The following is a 17119-nucleotide window of genomic DNA, read 5'->3' as shown; positions in this document are numbered from 1 at the left end:
GGATTTGAAGGGAATTTGTAGTATAATATAATCCAGTTCAAGAGGAGTAGGAAATGAAATTATTAGCATTTGATACCTCGAGTAAGGCTCTTTCTGTAGCGATTTTAGAAGATGAGGCTCTACTTGCAGAAACAACATTAACTATTAAAAAAAATCATAGTATCACCTTGATGCCGGTCATCGATTTTTTGATGCAACAAATCGACTTGACACCCAAGGACTTGGACCGCATCGTGGTGGCAGAAGGTCCTGGGAGCTACACTGGGTTGCGCATTGCAGTCGCAACCGCAAAGACCTTGGCTCATACCTTAGGGATTGAATTGGTCGGGGTTTCGAGCCTCTTAGCCTTAGTGCCAGATGATCTAGAAGGTTTGGTAGTTCCTGTCATGGATGCCCGTCGGAACAACGTTTATGCAGGTTTTTACCAAGATGATCAACTGGTCGCACCAGAAGGACATTTTCCATTTGAGGAAGTCCTAGAGCGTGCAGCGACAAGTGAGCAGGTCACCTTTGTCGGAGAAGTCACTGCCTTTAAGGAACAGATTGCCTCTAGCCTGCCAAGGGCTACTTACTATGAAACCTTGCCAGATGCAGTGAAAATCGGACGTCTCGGTCTCAAACAAGCGCCTGCTAGCCTCCATGATTTTGTCCCTCATTATCTGAAACGGGTCGAAGCAGAGGAAAATTGGCTCAAAGACCACACGGAAACAACGACCTCTTACATCAAGCGCCTATGATGAAAGGAACAATCAGGAAAGGGAGCAGCCGGGATGCGGCCGCTATTCTCGCTGTCATGGAAGATGTCTATGAAGCTAGTCCCTGGAAGTTGGAGCAGATCCAAGCTGATTTAGAGCAGGAATCGATCTTCTATTTCCTAGCTGTGGATGAGGGGCAAGTCCTTGGATTTGTCGCCATTCAAGAGACTCTCTATGAAGCAGAGGTCCTACAGATTGCGGTCAAGCGCGCCTTTCAAGGCCAAGGCCTAGCTCAGCAGTTACTCGCGCAGTTGCCGGACCAAAAAGAAATTTTCTTAGAAGTGCGTGTGTCCAATCAACCGGCCCAAGGCCTATACAAAAAAATGCATTTTGAAGAAATTGCACGGAGGAAAAACTACTATCACGATCCCATAGAGGATGCTGTGATCATGAAGAGGAACCCGAATGAAAGATAGATATATTTTGGCTTTTGAGACATCTTGCGATGAGACCAGTGTGGCTGTCTTGAAAAATGACGACCAACTCTTGTCCAATGTCATTGCCAGTCAAATCGAAAGTCACAAGCGTTTTGGAGGGGTGGTGCCTGAGGTAGCCTCTCGTCACCATGTGGAAGTCATCACCGCTTGTATTGAAGAAGCCCTGGAAGAAGCTGGCATCACTGAAGCCGATGTCACAGCTGTGGCTGTCACCTACGGTCCAGGCCTGGTTGGCGCTCTTTTAGTCGGCCTAGCAGCGGCCAAGGCCTTTGCCTGGGCGCACGGCCTCCCTTTGATTCCTGTCAATCATATGGCAGGGCACTTGATGGCTGCTCAAAGCGTCGAGCCCTTAGAGTTTCCGCTTTTGGCCTTGTTGGTGAGTGGAGGACATACCGAGCTAGTCTACGTCAGTGAAGCGGGTGATTATAAGATCGTCGGAGAGACCCGTGATGATGCTGTCGGAGAAGCTTATGACAAGGTCGGGCGCGTGATGGGCTTGACCTATCCAGCAGGACGTGAAATTGATCAGCTGGCCCACCAAGGATCTGATATCTACGATTTCCCTAGGGCCATGATCAAGGAAGACAATCTGGAATTCTCCTTTTCAGGGCTCAAATCGGCCTTTATCAATCTGCACCATAATGCGCAGCAAAAAGGAGAAAGTCTCTCCAATGCAGACTTGTCTGCAAGTTTTCAGGCAGCCGTACTTGACATTCTCATGGCCAAGACCAAGAAGGCTTTGGAGAAATATCCGGTCAAAACTCTAGTCGTCGCTGGTGGCGTCGCAGCCAACCAAGGCCTTCGTGAACGCTTGGCTTCTGAGATCACAGATGTCAAGGTCATCATTCCGCCTTTGCGCCTCTGCGGGGACAATGCAGGGATGATCGCCTATGCCAGCGTCAGTGAGTGGAACAAAGAAAACTTCGCAGGCTGGGATCTTAATGCCAAACCAAGTCTAGCCTTTGAAGGAATTGAATAAGAAAAAGGAGCCAATTGGATGTGTGATTCCAATGGCTTTTTTGCTGGGATCTCACCAACTAGTAGCGGATTTGCGAAGGGATTATAAAGCTTTCTCTTTCATTGGTCCTTTTTCAACCTTTTTTCTTGTGTTATAATAGAAGTCAATGATTCAGAAAGGAGTGAGAGAGTGGAAAAAGATTTTTGGCAGGGGGTGAGGGACGCGCTACCGACGGCTTTGGGCTATATCAGTATTGGCCTGGCTTGTGGTGTGGTGGCGTCTCCTTATCTTTCTCCTTTGGAGATGGCCTTGATGAGTGTATTGGTCTATGCTGGGGCGGCTCAGTTTGCGATGATCTCTCTGATTGCGGCCCACTCTTCGATCTTGAATATGGCCTTGACCGTGTGTTTGATCAATCTCCGGAATATGTTGATGAGTCTGCATACGTCGTCTGACTTTAAGGATGCTAGTCTCGCTCATACCATCGGGATTGGAAGCCTCCTGACTGATGAGAGTTATGGGGTCTACTTGAGTGAGAAGTTAAAGACGGATACCATTACAGTTCCTTGGATGCATGGGAACAATCTAGTAGGCTATGTGGCCTGGATCAGTGCGACGGTTATCGGAACAGCTCTAGGATCTCTCCTACCTGATCCAAAGGCTTTTGGGCTTGATTTTGCCTTAGTGGCTATGTTTATTGGGATTTTTGCAGCCCAGTTCCAAGGAATGCAACTGACAGAAAAGACCAAGACCATGCTCTTGGTGCTCTTAGCAGTAGCAGTGAGTTTCTTGCTCTTACTCTTTTATGTTTCGCAACCGCTTGCTGTGCTAGCTGCGACCTTGATTGGCTGTTTTGTGGGGGTGGTTTGTGATGCGCGTGAATAGTTCTATCTTCATGGCCATTCTGGCCTCAGCACTCGTTACCTGGATTCCTCGGATCTTGCCCTTCCTCTTAGTTAAATACAAGGGACTGCCGGCTCCTGTGACCCGCTTTCTCAAATACCTGCCCATTTCCATTATCTTTGCCTTGGTTTTATCAAGCTTAGTAGATGGGAAAATTGGAAGCCTCCCGCAGTTTCACTGGTTGGACCTAGTGGTGACCATTCCCAGTCTCTTTGTAGCCTTTCGTTACAAAAACCTTATGGGAACCGTTTTGTTTGGAATTGTTTTGATCGCTCTATTACGATTGGCATTTTAAACGGAATATATTACAAAAAAAGTTACAATTGTTACAAAAAACTTGATCTTTGTAACAATTGGTGTATAATGGGAGTCAGAAAGATAAAGAGGTGATCGTATGAAAAAATCAATCTTCCGTTGGAGTGCCGCTGTTCTGGTGGCTGCTTCACTTGGTCTAGCTCTCGGTGGTTGTGGTGCTAAGGATAAAAAGACAGCTTCCTCCTCCGCAAAAGCATCTACCAGTAAGGTAGAGAAAAAAGCCAAAAGTAATAGCCAAAAGAGTGTAGCATCTTCTGCTCAGGCAAAAGATACAGCTAGCTCTTCAACTCAAACCAGTAGCGCGACAGGTACAAAAGACTCTAGTAAGACCGAGAATGCGTCTGCTACTGTCCCTGCAGAACTGGTGGGAACTTGGGTAGGATCTAGTCCACAAGCGGATTCGATTAAAATGACCGTCGATGCCAATGGGGATGTAACAACAGTGGTAAGCTTCAAAAATGACAGCGAACCGACTCGAACAGCGACCTATACGGCAAGAGCCGTCCAAGCAACTGGAAATATCTACTATTGGAATGTTGAAGGCTTTGATGGGGCTGATGCCTTGCTCCCTGGGATCACAGGCTTAGGTGGAGCAAACTTCCGATTTGAGCCTGGTTTTGTCTTAGAAGACGGACACTATACACCGATTGTTTTCACAACGGATCTCAATACAGAATTTGACTATACTAAATACAATGATTTCCGCTTTTCATTAACCAAAGAACAATAAAAAGACGAACTCGATGGAAAATCGAGTTCGTTTTTTACTAGTTAGATTAAGCAAGATAGATAACTTTGAACAATAGTACAGCTAAGATAGCAGCAAGGATTGGGGCTACAACTGGTACCCAAGCATACCACCATTTAGAATCCCCTTTGTGCTCTCCTAAGACAGACTTTGGAAGGAAGGCGTGGACCAAACGAGGACCAAAGTCACGTGCAGGGTTCAAACCAGGTCCAGTAGGACCACCGAGTGACGTAACAAGAGCCATAACAAGGAAGCCAAGAGCCAAGTGAGCAATTCCTAGTCCTGAAGCATGTGCTTGTGACAAAGCCAATTTGGCTGCTGTTGAAGTAGCATCAAAGACTCCTCCTTGTTCAGCCGCTGCTTTTTGAGCTAGACCAGCAACCTCTGCTCCGAAGAAATTCTTAGTTAAACCAAGTGCACAAAAGAAAAGTACGAATGATCCGGCAAACTCGTTGATGAAGCCATTAATGGTAGCAGCTTTACGTGATTCAGGAGTTCCTTTATCCAAACTAGAAATCGTTGAGAATGTTCCCAAGATGTTGTTTGGATTTTCAGTTTGGATGTAGTATGGACGGTGAGCTGCAACGACAACCAATTGTCCAAACATAGCTCCAAGAAGTTGAGCAGCGATGTATGGTAAAACATTTGCCCATGGGAAGAGTCCGCTAACCGCAAGTCCAAGAGTAAAGGCAGGGTTAATATGGTTTCCTGAAACATTACCAAACATCAAGGCTGGCATCATAACACCCATTCCGTACCCGATCGCAATGACAAGCCATCCACTTTGATGACCTTTAGTTCCTTTTAATTCAACGTTTGCAACAGCACCATTTCCGAGGATAAGTAGCAAAGCTGTCCCGAAAAACTCAGTCATGAGTTTAACACTAAAATCAAAATCCATGATTCTAATAATCTCCTTTATAAATTTTATACCAATCCATTCTATCAAGTAAATACTAACTTGTAAAGATTTTTTCAAAATTTTGTTTCAATAGGTGGAGAAAAAAGTATGGAGAATGATTTATCAGTAATGAAGACTTCCTGCGACCCAACCAGTACAGAGGGCAGATGTGATATTAAAGCCACCTGTATGAGCATTGATATCGAGGACTTCTCCTGCAAAGTGGAGGCCAGGAACCAGCTTACTTTCTAGGGTTTTAGGATTGATTTCTTTAAGGCTAACTCCGCCCTTGGTTACAAAGGACTTAGCTAGGGACATCTTCCCAGTGACAGGAATAGGCATCTCTTTGATTTTTTGAATGATCTCTTCTGTCTGAGTAGGAGTGAGTTGCTTGGCTTTTTCAGGGAATCCTTGCACCAAGAAATCAGCTAACCGTTCAGGAAGAAGGGTTTTGAGGCTATTTTTAATGGACTTTTCTCGATGCTCTTCTAGAAAGTCTTTTAACTCTTGAGAAGAGGTAGTCGGAAGGAGGTCCAGAGATAAGATTTCCCCACCTTTGACAAAGCTAGACATCCGAAGGGCTGCAGGGCCAGAAAGACCGAAATGCGTAAAGAGCAGGTCATGGGTGATGATGTGTTTGCCGTAGCTGAGGGTCACATCTGTCAGAGAGATCCCTTGGAGGGCCTTGTGTGGGAAGTCTGTCAAAAGAGGACTTTCTGCTGCTTCGAGATCGGTGATGGTGTGTTTGAAGTGGCGGGCAATTTCGTGTCCGTAGCCAGTAGAGCCGGTAGAAGGATAGGATTTGCCCCCAGTTGTGACAATCAGCTTGTCAGCTGTCCATGTTTTTTCAGCAGACTTGACGATAAAGACGTCTTCTGGCTTGGTGACGGAGACCACTTCGCAGTTGGTGGCAATGCTAGCACCTAGCTCAAGGATCTTATTTTCTAAGGCTTGAATAATGGTGCGAGATTGATCACTAGCAGGAAAGACCCGGCCATGATCTTCGACTTTTAGCTTGACGCCATTATCGGTGAAAAATTGGATGATATCATGATTATCAAATTGAGAAAACACACTGTAAAGGAAACGGCCATTTCCAGGGATACCGGCTATCAAATCGTCTAAGGTCCCGTTATTCGTGACGTTACAGCGGCCTCCTCCGGTACCAGCAAGTTTCTTACCGAGCCTTTTATTTTTTTCGATCAGTAGCGTAGCTTGGCCATAGGAGGCGCTGGCAATGGTCGCCATCATACCTGCTGGGCCACCACCGATGACAATGGTGTGAAAGTGAGTCATGTAGATCCTTTCTTGGTAACTTAACCGTTTTTGGTTTCATTGTATCATAAAATGGATGTCATGAATCAAAATAGTAGCTTCAATTTTTGGTAATTTGTTTTATTTTTTTAGAAAAAAACTTGCAAATTTTCCGAAAAGGAGTAAACTGATAGGGAATAAGAGGATGTTTACCTATAAGTAGGCAGAAGCGAGGATACGAATCCTTATTGGAAATGATCCATAAAAAGGGAGATGGAGATGAAATTATATGTACAACTGACGATTATTTTCACGATTTCATTAATTGGTGAAATCATTTCTGATGGGTTGCACTTACCAATTCCTGGAAGTATGATCGGACTGTTGATCCTATTTTTATTATTGCAGTTTAAGTTATTACGTATTCGCCATGTAAATATGGTAGGAAATTTTTTATTAGCAAACATGACGATTCTGTTTCTTCCCCCTGCTGTCGGTATTATGGATAAGTTTCATGTGATTGCGCCTTATCTATTTCCGATCATGTTGATTCTACTTGGAGCCTTGGTCATCAATGTGGCTTTAATTGCAATCGTGGTTAGTTTTATAAAAAATCGTTTTGAAGGTGATTATCCAGAAGGGGGACGCAAGCATGGCTAATTTTGCGAGTAATCCTTTATTTGGGATTGTCTTATCTATTTGGGCTTATTTGATTGGAATGTTAATTTTCCGCAGGTATCCTCATCCAATAACAACGCCACTTTTAGTGGCTACAGTTATCGTTATCTTATTCTTAATGATTACAGGAATTTCTTATAAAGATTACTATGTCGGTGGTTCCCTGTTAAATCAGTTGATTGGACCATCGACAGTCGCCTTGGGGATTCCTCTCTATAAGAGTTTCCATTTGATGAAGCATCATGCACGGAGTATTCTGATCGGCTCGACAGTGGCAGTTATTGTGAATACGATTTTTACAGCCTTGATCGCGAAAGCATTTGGAATGAAGTACTTTCTAGCCATTTCGCTCTTTCCAAAATCAGTTACGACTGCAATGGCAGTTGGGATTACTGAAAAAATGCAAGGAATTACGACCATCACTCTTGTGGTAGTTGTAGCAACTGGATTATTAACAAGTGTCTTGGGCCCAACGATATTGAAACTGTTAAAAATAAAAGATCCAGTGGCTATTGGTTTAGCCCTTGGCGGAACAGGACATGCAGTAGGAACAGGGACAGCGTTTAAGTATGGTCATGTGGCCGGTGCTATGGCAGGATTGGCAATTGGGATCACAGGAATTTTGTATGTATTCATTAGTCCAATTGTGGCTTCGATGATTTTATCCTAAAACAATTTATTATTTTTCTGAGAGAGGCTCAAAAAGGCTCTCTTTCATTTTGTAGTGAAAGCTTAAAAATCAATCCGGAGTGAAAGAAGCTTTTCATGATTACTATCCAAAGCTTTTCCAAGCGTCTAAAAAATGGTATAATGAACTGTAAATTTCAGAAGTTGGAAGGAATGTCATTACTATGATGAATATGCAAAATATGATGAAGCAAGCTCAAAAATTGCAAAAGCAAATGGAGCAAAGCCAAGCAGAATTAGCCGCAACTCAATTTGTAGGGAAATCTGCTCAAGACTTGGTTGTTGCAACCCTGACAGGCGATAAGAAGGTCGTTTCTATCGATTTCAACGCTGCAGTGGTTGACCCAGAAGATACAGAAACGCTTTCTGATATGACGGTGCAAGCCATCAATGCTGCCATTGAAGAAATTGATGCGGCAACTAAGAAAAAACTCGGTGCTTTCGCAGGGAAATTACCATTTTAAGCTAAGGAAGTTTTCATTAACTCAAAAGAGGCTCAGTTTTGAGCCTTTTTCAGATTGAAGACAAAGTCATATTAAAAACTTTCCTTGGGTGAGTACGGACGTCAGCGAACTTCTTCGAAGTTCCAAGACTAATTATTGAGCCTAAGGTCTCAATAATTCCGAGTGCCTGAAACGTTATTGTTTCAGGCACTTTTCTCACGGCGGAAAGTTTTAGTATTTTCTTTCTTTGAAACACTAACGATATATTTTTAGGTTTATGTCAGCAATTTTATTCTTTTCTTAGTTCAATGACTTGATCGTATCGACTTTCATCATCAATATGGTGAGCGATTTCTAACACCATCATCGGTAGTGAGAAAATCAAGTCTCGAACCATTTGACTATTTTCTACGTCAAGAGCTGCAGTTACCTCATCTGCTAATAAAATATCCTTTTTACGAAGTAGGAAGCGGGCTAGTTCAATCCGGACACGTTGTCCGCCTGAAATATTTTCTCCGTTATTAGTGATTACAAAATCAAGCCCATCAGTTAGTTCATGGTCGAGTTTGACCTGTCTTAAAACAGTCTCTAATTCTTGATCTGAAAACTCCTGTCCCAAACTGAGATTGTAGCGAATAGTATCATTAAAGAGGAAAGGATGCTGGCTGATAATGCCTACCTGACGAACAAAGTGACTTGTTTTAACTCCATCCCTTGTCCGACAAGTAATCGTTCCGGCATCCGGCTTTTCTTCTCCTGTGATCATTCGAAAGAGGGTTGATTTCCCACAGCCACTTGGCCCTTTGATGAGGACTTTTTCGCCTTGTCGAATGGCTAGATTAAGATCGCGAAGAATCTCTCTACCGTTATAAGATTTACTTAAATGGGAAATTTCTAGCTCTTCTACTTGGGAGATCGAATGATTGTCCGATTCACTATCATCTGCTCGATTTAAAATTCCGAAAATCTTTTCTGCCGTTGTTTTGGCTCCTTGTACTTCAACCACATCATACATGATATTTTGGATAGGCCCTACCAGTTGACCAGCAGCAATATACATAGCAACCAGGCTAGCCACTGAAACATGATGACCCTGCATAGCAAGGAAGAACCCTAATACCAAGGGGAGTACTTGGCTCAGAAAGACCATAAAACCATTACAAAAGAAAACAATATTATGGGTAAAAGCAAACCTTTGAATAGCTCGTTGATAACGAAGATTGATATTCCAGACGCGCTGAGAATTTTCAGGCAAGGCTTGATTCATCCGCAAGGTCTGAGCTCCTCGAATACTATCAGAGATTTGGTTATGAACAGCTGTTCTTCCCTGAGACATTTCATCCCCTGAATTCTTTAGCTTATTATTCATCAAGAATTGTGGAATGGGACGTAAGATTGTGAAGAAAACAAAGATAGAACCCAATAAAACATTTTGGGCAATGATATAGATCGCCGTAATCAGTGCTCCAAATCCCCAACATGAAATAGACATATAGCGTTCAAAAAAGTTATCTCCTAGAAATTCCATATCCTGTGTCAGCATGGTAATCTTTTCATCTTCACTATATTCCCTGTCTTCCATTAACTTCTGAAAAAGGGCCGTTCGGATATTCATGTGAATTTCACGTCTAAAGACATTATTTGCATGATTACAAAATAACATTAGACTATACAAAGCGAAATAGACAGAAAAACCAAAGAGAGCAAATTTCCAAATAGAGGAATAGGTAAGGTTATTTTGATCTATCGATAGTGCTTTGGCAACAACCAAGGGTTGCCCTAATGCGAGACCCCCATTTGCCAGTGCTCCAATAATGGTTAGGTATTTTGTTTTTTTATCAAGATATTTAAAGATATTAATCATAAATCTCTCCTAGAAAATAGAACCCTATGGTTGAGAAATATCAGATGTAATCATTAAATCTTATTACATATTATTCTTTGTGATATATTTTACATGCTCATTATACATCTAAGAATAAGTCTGGTCAATGAATATTCAAAAAATTAGAAATGATTAAATCTTTAATAACTAATATTTTAAGTTAAGCCTTTGAAAAATCTCTACTTGTCTGTTGGATGAAAATTTACTTTAGTCAATCTTTACAGAAATGAAATAAAAAGAACCCCCAAAGAAAGATATGAAAACATCTAACTCTAGGAGTACTGCTCAGTTTTGAGCTTTTTTTATTCATCAAAAAATCCGGATAAGTCCAAGTCTCCGAAGGGGTTGGTGGAGAAGTTCTCTTGCTCTTCAAGGAGGGTGCGGCCTTGATCAAATTCGAGAAATTGTTCGTAGACAAGGGCTGTCATGCGGGCGTCTTCTAAGCTATCGTGTGATTTTCCTGCGACTCCCAAAAATTCTGCAACGGTGTGGAGTTGGAGATTTTTAATGCCATGAAGGTCAGATGGACGACGTTCGAAGGCTTCGTCAAAGACATCGACAGCGTACTGCTCTTCTAAATCTAAGCCATTTTCAAGTAGAATGGGAAGGTCGCTCTTTTTGGCATTGTATCCGATCAAGGGCCGGTCTCCAACGAAGGTCTTGAATTCGATGAGGACATGTTCTAGTTGTGGGGCATTTTGGATCTTGTCCTGTGTAATGCCAGTCAGGCTGTTAATAAAGCTTTTTAGAGGCTTATCGGTGTATACGTAGGAGTCGTAGTGGTCGACTTCTTTACCGTCCGTAAAACGCACGGCTGACACCTGGATGATCTGATAGGCACCTTCGAATTGGTTAAATTCGATATCGAAGGCGATATAATCTTCTAATGTTTTCATTGGAAATCTCCTGTGGTAGAAAAGAAAAGGGACTGGTAGGATCCAGCCCCGGATTATCGACGGAAAACGCGTGCCCAGAAACCTTTGCTTTCTTGCTCTTGAACTTTTTCGTTGGCTTGTTCGAGTTCAAGTTTCAAGGTATCGCGGTCGTTCATTGCTTGTAAAGTCAATTGTTGTTGTTGGTCCAATTGCTTGTCTTTTTCAGCAATTTGAACATCTTTCACGCGCAACTGTTCATCTTTCTTAGCGAGTTGCTCGTCTTTGGCTTTGAGTTGCTCGTAGAGACGGACGATTTCAGCATTTTTTTCATCTACCAAAATTTCCATCAATTCGCGTTGCTTCACATCATCGCTGACTGGTTCATCTTCAAAAATAGTTTTTTTGTAGATTTCTTCGAGCTTGATCAAGCCACTACGGGTTACAACGGTAACCCCTTTTTCATTTTTTTGGGTATCTTCTGGAGCCAGCGCCTTGACACGGTTATTGACCGCCTGGCGGCTGACTCCTAAAATTTCAGCAATTTCGCTGACAGTTTTTTCAATCGCCATAACTTCCTCTAATATCTTTTTCTATGAAATACTCTATTAGATAGTAACATAAGTAGGCTAAGCTGTCAAATGAAGCAAAGAAAGGATAAGCCTTGATACCACGATTAGTGGGCCTCTGTCATTTCAGGAAGATGGAGGCTTGATTGTGCTAAGTCAATGGTGAGTTGGTAATCGGTTTGATCACGCACAGTGATTTCAAAGTCCGTCGTGTAAAGGACCAAGCGAAGAGTTGCCCCTTTTTCGAGCTTGTAGATGGTTGGTTGGAGATCAAAGTCAAATTCCATCCACTCGCCTGGTGTTACGGCATCAACCTCTAAGAGGTCATGACGATTTTGGAGGTTGAGATAACCTTTCGAAATCACTCGTTGGCCCGCCTCCTTGAATGGCAACTCGGTCAAGTTGTCTAGCATGTGGTAGCGACCGTTATCCAGCGTACGGACCGATAAGACTGCAGGATAGGGTTGGAGGTATTTCTTGCTTCCAAGCTCTAAGAGTTGGGCTGAGAGAAGGCCTTTATTGGTGCTGGAGCGAAGTCGTAGGTGAAGGCGAGCTTTCCCGTTGAGGTGCAGGTCTTCTTCGATTGGAAGATCGATCGTCACCTGTTGGGCCTTGTCTTGGTAAAGATCGCTTAAGAAGGTCGGATAAGCCTTGCCATAGCGCTCGTAATCTTCCGTTGCATAGCGGTTTTGGATGACTTTTTCACCGTCTCCCAGCGAGAAGGTCCGCTGACTTGTTTGATTGCCAAAATCATCCAAGGAAGTCCAACTTTGTTCTCCTGTATTATCCTGCCAGATGATAGTTGGCAATTCATAGCTTGAATCGTAGCCCAGCAATTTTTTAGAGAGAAGGGCGTTCATGCTCTCACGGAAGTCAATGGACTGCCAGTTGTTGAGGTAGACATGGGCACCATTGTGGTAGAAGAGGTGCTTCTTGATGTTGGCTGGAAGGGCTTGGAACATGTTAAAGACGTGAAGCGGTTTGACGTTCCAGTCTTGGGAACCATGGGTAAAGACCACCTCAGCCTTAACCCGATCAGCATGTAGGAGATAATTGCGGTCGTGCCAGAACTGATTGTAGTCTCCAGAAGCTCGGTCCAGCTCTTTTTTGACGCGATCAAGATAGGCTTGGTGGGCCGCATTGTGGTGTAAATAATCCCCACCCAGAAGGTTGCGCGAGTAGGTTAATTCGGCAAGGGAATCAAAATCTTCACCTGGATAGCCACCAGGACTGGTCACGAGACCATTTTCGCGGTAGTAATTGTACCAGGAAGAAATCCCAGCCTCTGCAATGATGACTTCTAGGCCGTCCACACCTGTGGTCGCAAGACCGTTAGACATGGTTCCAAGGTAAGAGATCCCGGTGGTTGCGACCTTTCCATTAGACCAATCAGCTGTGACCTGGCGCTGGCGTGTGTGGTCTGTAAAGGCCCGGCAACGGCCATTGAGCCAGTCGATGACATTCTTGTAGGCTTCGATTTGTTGGTAATTTCCATTGGTCATCAGCCCTTGTGAATCTTTTGTCCCCACTCCAGAGACGTAAAGATTGGCGTAGCCACGTGGAAGCAGGTAGTCATTGAGGGTATAGCTGGAATTGATATGAGTGAGGGTTTCTTCAGCTTCATCGACTAGTTCAGCTTGACCAAGAGGGTCCACCAATTCTAATTGAGGTGTTTCTACTTGAATGGTATGAGGTTCTTTGACCTCGAGGTCGACATTCATATTGTAGAGGGCCTTGTCGCTGGCCTTGTCGTTAGTCCCTTGGTGGTAAGGGCTAGCGGTCATGACAGCTGGAATCTTGCCTTCGTAGCGAGGACGGATGATGCTGACCTTGACCAAGTCTGGCAGGCCATCTTGGTCGGTATCGACCCGACTTTCGACATAAACGACCTCACGGATAGCATCCTGGCTTGTAAAGGTCGCGAGGCTCTTACCATTAAAATAGTGATACTGGTTGGTCTCAGGAATCAAACCATCGCTGACCAACTGATCAATTAGTAAATTCCCTTTGACTGTTCGAGTATTGAGGAGGTGATAGAGGTTTTCAACCAAGTTTCCATACTCAATCGGAAATTGGACTTCTTTCAAGAAGCTATCCGTATCTTCAAAATCAATAAAATAGTGGAAACCGAGCAACTGGAGAGCTACTGTGTAAAAAATCTCCGGCGACCATTCGCGGTCTGATTGGAAATAGCTCAGGAGATCTGTTTCAGCATCCGCCACTAGGTTAGAGAGGGGATAATCTGTATTTTTGTAGGTGAAATAAACCTTGCGAACAAACCATTCAAACAGTTCTTTCTCTGTAAGATGAAGGGGAAGGTCAAACCCAATTTCTTTTAGTTCCTTAAGAATGTCTTTTTGGTCAACAGATAGATAGCTATATTGATTGTATTTCATAGGCTGCTCCTTTTATCAGTTTCTTTGTTCTTTACTTTTTATATTATACTTGATAAAATGGTATTTGTCTAAAGACCTTTCGTCTATAAGGAGAAGGAATATTGAAAAAAATATCTTTTGAACAAATTGCAAGAAGAAGGACCTTATTGTTTGGGGTTCTTGCTGTCATTTTTGGGATCCTCATTTTTCGAAATGGTGTTGGTTTCACAAAATTTTCCTTGGATCTATTAGCCATTTACTTTTTAGTTGATGGACTAGGAAGCTTTCTTCTTCGCTTTTTGTTACGTAGCAAGTCTATTTCCTATAGCCACTCTATTTGGTTTATTTTTCTTTCACTTGCGTTGATCTGGTTGAATCGACTGAGTAGTCTGCCCGTAAACTTAGTTGTGATTTGTTTAGGGGCATATCAGTTGGGGAGTGCCATTGTCTATGGGATCACATTTTGGCTTTATAAGGCCAATCGGGTAAAAGGAGGCTGGCTCTATTTATGGGATGCGCTTTTAAACGGTGGGATTGGTCTAGCAACTGTCTTGGAACCTGGTTCAGATGGGCACTTCCAATTTATCCTCTTGGGGGCTTATCTGGTCTTGTTGGGGATTTCTAATATTCGAGATGGTATTTTATTTGACAAAGACCAACAAGGCCAAGAGTTAAAACGTCGCTTTCGTATTAGCCTACCGGTTATCTTTGCAGCCTTTATCCCTGCTAAGGAGTTAAAACGGTTTAACCAGTTTCTTCAAAAAGGGAGCTCGGCGGGACACACAGGCCCTTATCGATTGGTGAAAAAAGAAGAAGAGGCAAGGGAATTAGAAATTTTGGTTCATACTTCTGACAGCAACTTATTTGGAGCGATTGGGCATGTAGATATTTGTTATCAGGGGAAGGTCATTTCTTACGGAAGTTACGATCCCTTTTCAGAGCGTCTATTTGGGACGATTGGGGATGGCGTACTGTTTAAAGTGGATAAGGAACCATACATCGAACTATGTAAAAAAGAGAGTCAAAAGACGCTGTTTGGCTACAGCCTATCCCTTACCGAAGAAGAGAATCAGGCAGTAGAGAAGCGTCTAGCTGAAATTGATCAGTTGTTAGAACCTTGGGATCCACCTAGTAGGTTACTGGAAGACGGTCAGCCGACCTACGCTTACAAATTGAAATATGATTTAGGGGCTGAGCTATATAAATTTACTTCTTCGCGTTTTAAATCTTACTTTGTTCTGTCTACGAATTGCTGCCTGTTAGCAGATTCCATTGTGGGACAGGCGGGAACGGCTGTATTAGATGTGCGTGGAGTGATTGCTCCAGGGACCTATCAAGATTATTTAGAATATGAATTTGAAGCTCCAAACGGGTTGGTCCATGCACGAACAGTATACTAAAAAAAGAAAGACAGATTTTTATTTTTGAAAAATCTGTCTTTTTTGCACAAGATTTCTTGTAAAAAGCCAGAAAATCTTTTACAATAAAAAGTGCTTGGAGGAAAGTATGACAGCAAATCAGATCGTAAGAGTGATCCCAGTCTTGAAAGTGAATAACCGAAATGTCAATCAACGCTTTTATGAAGAGACATTGGGAATGAAAGTATTAGTAGAAGAAGGAGCTCTCTTATCTTTAGGAGATGCCTCAAAAGTAGAGAAAATTGTCTTAGAAGAGTCACCGAGTATGCGTTCGCGTAAGGTCGAAGGTCCAAAGAAATTGGGGCGTATCGTGGTGAAAGTGGCACAAGCTCAAGAAATTGATTATTTGTTGGCCCGCCAGCCAGAAACAAGCGCCCTTTACCAAGGTGCTAATGGTCGCGCCTTTGAAGTTGTGTCTCCTCAAGGAGATACCATTTTCGTGCATGCTGAAGAAAATCTTGAAAGCCTAGAACCTTTGGAGAAAGCGCCTCTTGTTGACGTGCCAGAAGATTTCAAGGGTTTGACCAGCTTTGATGTGGACTTTCTTGAAGTCAATGTGGCCGATCTGGCCCAATCTCAGGAGCTTTACAGACGCTTGCCAGATCTTGCCCGCTTTATCCATTTGCAGGAAGCCCAAGGAGAAGATCTCCAAGTGGAAAACAAGGTAACTTGGGATTTGAGCATGATCAAGGTCGAATTGGCACCTTTTGATGTGGAAGACTTGAAAGAACGCTTGGGAGACGCTGTCGATTTTGTGCACCGTAAGGGAACTTTCTTGATTGCCAAGGATCCAAGCCAGATCGAACTCTGGTTTGAAGCCAATCAAGATCAGGTCCATATTTCTTATGAAGAATAAGAATGGAGTGATGAGCGTGAAGGCAATCATCGAAAAAATTACCGAACAAATCCAAGAAGGCATCTATCCAGGTGCCTCTCTTGCGCTTTACCGCAATGGTCAGTGGAGTGAGAACTATCTAGGACTTGCGGACCCTGAAAAAGGTGAGCCAGTAGAGGCTGATCTGGTCTATGATTTGGCCAGTGTCAGCAAGGTCGTCGGAGTCGCTACCATCTGTGCCTTTTTGTATGCGAAAGGGGAGCTTCCACTCGATCGCCCCTTTAAAGAGCTTTACCCACGTTTTGCTCATGAGAAGACGACCATCCGGGAACTCTTGACCCATACTTCTGGTCTCGATCCTTTTATCCCCAACCGGGATCAATTGGATGCGAGGCAGTTGAAAACAGCCCTTGAAAATTTGCAGTTAAAAGAAGACAAGAGTTTTCATTACACCGACGTCAATTTTCTTCTGCTGGGCTTTTGGTTGGAAGACAGGTTTCACCAGCCCTTGGATCGTTTATTTGAAGAGCTGATTTTTACGCCTTGGAAGATGACAGAAACACGGTTTGGGCCGGTCGAAAAGGCGGTGCCAACGGTCCGTGGAGTGGCTTCTGGAAGTGTTCATGATCCCAAAGCGAGAGTTCTGGGCTGTCATGCGGGAAGTGCTGGACTTTTTTCAACTGTTGCTGATCTAGAGCGCTTCTTAGAGCATTATCTGAAGGATGATTTTGCGCGTGACTTGTCTCAGAATTTTGCGCGTGAAGAGGGCAAGACCCGCGCTCTTGGATGGAATCTAGAGGGGGACTGGTTGGATCATACGGGCTATACAGGAACCTTCATCATGTACAATCGAAAGAGGCAGGAAGCTGTGATCTTTTTGTCCAACCGGACCTATGAGAAGGATGAACGGGCCCAATGGATCCTCGACCGCAACTCTTTGATGGACCTGATCAAACAAGAATGTGAAAAATAGAAATGGAAGGCTAGGATGATGGATCCTGGCCTTTTACGGTCTGTCCGTGAGAAAGAAACTGGTAGGAGATTCATTTTTGAACTCCGTCTTAGGTTGGATTTCCTTCAAAAGCA

18 protein-coding genes are annotated in these 17119 nt (G+C 43.4%); 12 read left to right on the top strand and 6 right to left on the bottom strand.

The features are described 5' to 3' along the window. Nucleotides 1-53: 53 nt before the first annotated feature. The 6 genes from tsaB to NMM13_RS02995 all read left to right on the top strand — a co-directional run bounded on the left by tsaB (nt 54) and on the right by NMM13_RS02995 (nt 4098). Complete coding sequence (gene tsaB / locus NMM13_RS03020; protein WP_254727559.1) at nt 54-737, top strand: tRNA (adenosine(37)-N6)-threonylcarbamoyltransferase complex dimerization subunit type 1 TsaB; 684 nt, start codon at nt 54-56, stop codon at nt 735-737. Further along, complete coding sequence (rimI, locus tag NMM13_RS03015) at nt 734-1171, top strand: ribosomal protein S18-alanine N-acetyltransferase (protein WP_254727554.1); 438 nt, start codon at nt 734-736, stop codon at nt 1169-1171. The genes tsaB and rimI overlap by 4 nt, the downstream gene beginning before the upstream one ends. Beyond that, a complete protein-coding gene (gene tsaD, locus NMM13_RS03010) occupies nt 1161-2171 on the top strand; it encodes a tRNA (adenosine(37)-N6)-threonylcarbamoyltransferase complex transferase subunit TsaD (RefSeq protein WP_061591222.1) in 1011 nt (336 codons plus the stop codon). Before rimI ends, tsaD begins: the two co-directional genes overlap by 11 nt. 168 nt (nt 2172-2339) lie before the next feature. After that, nucleotides 2340-3035 (top strand): AzlC family ABC transporter permease, encoded by a 696-nt coding sequence (locus NMM13_RS03005; protein WP_254727552.1) that lies wholly within the window; start codon nt 2340-2342, stop codon nt 3033-3035. Beyond that, a complete protein-coding gene (locus tag NMM13_RS03000; RefSeq protein ID WP_254727549.1) occupies nt 3022-3348 on the top strand; it encodes an AzlD domain-containing protein in 327 nt (108 codons plus the stop codon). The genes NMM13_RS03005 and NMM13_RS03000 overlap by 14 nt, the downstream gene beginning before the upstream one ends. 99 nt (nt 3349-3447) lie before the next feature. Next, nucleotides 3448-4098: a hypothetical protein gene (locus tag NMM13_RS02995; protein ID WP_254727546.1), complete on the top strand. Its 651-nt coding sequence runs from the start codon at nt 3448-3450 to the stop codon at nt 4096-4098. A 46-nt stretch (nt 4099-4144) separates the two neighbouring features. Here NMM13_RS02995 and gla read toward each other — a convergent pair whose 3' ends face one another. Next, a complete protein-coding gene (gene gla, locus NMM13_RS02990; RefSeq protein WP_254727544.1) occupies nt 4145-5017 on the bottom strand; it encodes an aquaglyceroporin Gla in 873 nt (290 codons plus the stop codon). A gap of 123 nt (nt 5018-5140) precedes the next feature. After that, the gene (locus NMM13_RS02985) at nt 5141-6313 is read right to left on the bottom strand and encodes an NAD(P)/FAD-dependent oxidoreductase (protein ID WP_254727541.1); all 1173 of its coding nucleotides are present in this window, start codon (nt 6311-6313) and stop codon (nt 5141-5143) included. Between the two features lie 237 nt (nt 6314-6550). Between NMM13_RS02985 and NMM13_RS02980 the strand changes: the two genes are divergently transcribed. The 3 genes from NMM13_RS02980 to NMM13_RS02970 all read left to right on the top strand — a co-directional run bounded on the left by NMM13_RS02980 (nt 6551) and on the right by NMM13_RS02970 (nt 8100). After that, complete coding sequence (locus NMM13_RS02980) at nt 6551-6931, top strand: CidA/LrgA family protein (RefSeq protein WP_254727537.1); 381 nt, start codon at nt 6551-6553, stop codon at nt 6929-6931. Next, complete coding sequence (locus NMM13_RS02975; protein WP_003008843.1) at nt 6924-7619, top strand: LrgB family protein; 696 nt, start codon at nt 6924-6926, stop codon at nt 7617-7619. Before NMM13_RS02980 ends, NMM13_RS02975 begins: the two co-directional genes overlap by 8 nt. 181 nt (nt 7620-7800) lie before the next feature. After that, on the top strand, nt 7801-8100 hold the full coding sequence (locus NMM13_RS02970; protein ID WP_003005613.1) for a YbaB/EbfC family nucleoid-associated protein: 300 nt from the start codon (nt 7801-7803) through the stop codon (nt 8098-8100). Between the two features lie 268 nt (nt 8101-8368). On the opposite strand, the gene NMM13_RS02965 is transcribed toward NMM13_RS02970, so the two are convergent. The 4 genes from NMM13_RS02965 to NMM13_RS02950 form a co-directional block, all read right to left on the bottom strand. After that, nucleotides 8369-9943: an ABC transporter ATP-binding protein gene (locus NMM13_RS02965; protein ID WP_254727534.1), complete on the bottom strand. Its 1575-nt coding sequence runs from the start codon at nt 9941-9943 to the stop codon at nt 8369-8371. Between the two features lie 323 nt (nt 9944-10266). Beyond that, complete coding sequence (locus tag NMM13_RS02960; protein ID WP_254727531.1) at nt 10267-10860, bottom strand: 3'-5' exonuclease; 594 nt, start codon at nt 10858-10860, stop codon at nt 10267-10269. Between the two features lie 53 nt (nt 10861-10913). Continuing rightward, the gene (locus NMM13_RS02955; protein ID WP_255309074.1) at nt 10914-11423 is read right to left on the bottom strand and encodes a DUF536 domain-containing protein; all 510 of its coding nucleotides are present in this window, start codon (nt 11421-11423) and stop codon (nt 10914-10916) included. A gap of 89 nt (nt 11424-11512) precedes the next feature. Further along, on the bottom strand, nt 11513-13801 hold the full coding sequence (locus NMM13_RS02950) for a Xaa-Pro dipeptidyl-peptidase (protein ID WP_254727528.1): 2289 nt from the start codon (nt 13799-13801) through the stop codon (nt 11513-11515). Between the two features lie 98 nt (nt 13802-13899). On the opposite strand from NMM13_RS02950, the gene NMM13_RS02945 reads away from it, so the two are divergent. The 3 genes from NMM13_RS02945 to NMM13_RS02935 all read left to right on the top strand — a co-directional run bounded on the left by NMM13_RS02945 (nt 13900) and on the right by NMM13_RS02935 (nt 17006). After that, complete coding sequence (locus tag NMM13_RS02945) at nt 13900-15180, top strand: DUF308 domain-containing protein (protein ID WP_254727627.1); 1281 nt, start codon at nt 13900-13902, stop codon at nt 15178-15180. A 106-nt stretch (nt 15181-15286) separates the two neighbouring features. Beyond that, entirely contained in the window at nt 15287-16054 is a 768-nt protein-coding gene (locus NMM13_RS02940; RefSeq protein ID WP_254727525.1) for a CppA family protein, read from the top strand. A 10-nt stretch (nt 16055-16064) separates the two neighbouring features. After that, a complete protein-coding gene (locus tag NMM13_RS02935) occupies nt 16065-17006 on the top strand; it encodes a serine hydrolase domain-containing protein (protein ID WP_254727522.1) in 942 nt (313 codons plus the stop codon). Nucleotides 17007-17119 lie beyond the last annotated feature (113 nt).

The organism is Streptococcus sp. CF8_St5-11, from assembly GCF_024295625.1.
Taxonomy (GTDB): Bacteria; Bacillota; Bacilli; order Lactobacillales; family Streptococcaceae; genus Streptococcus.
Note: the sequence above shows the minus strand (reverse complement) of the source record. Positions and strands in the feature narration are given on the sequence as shown.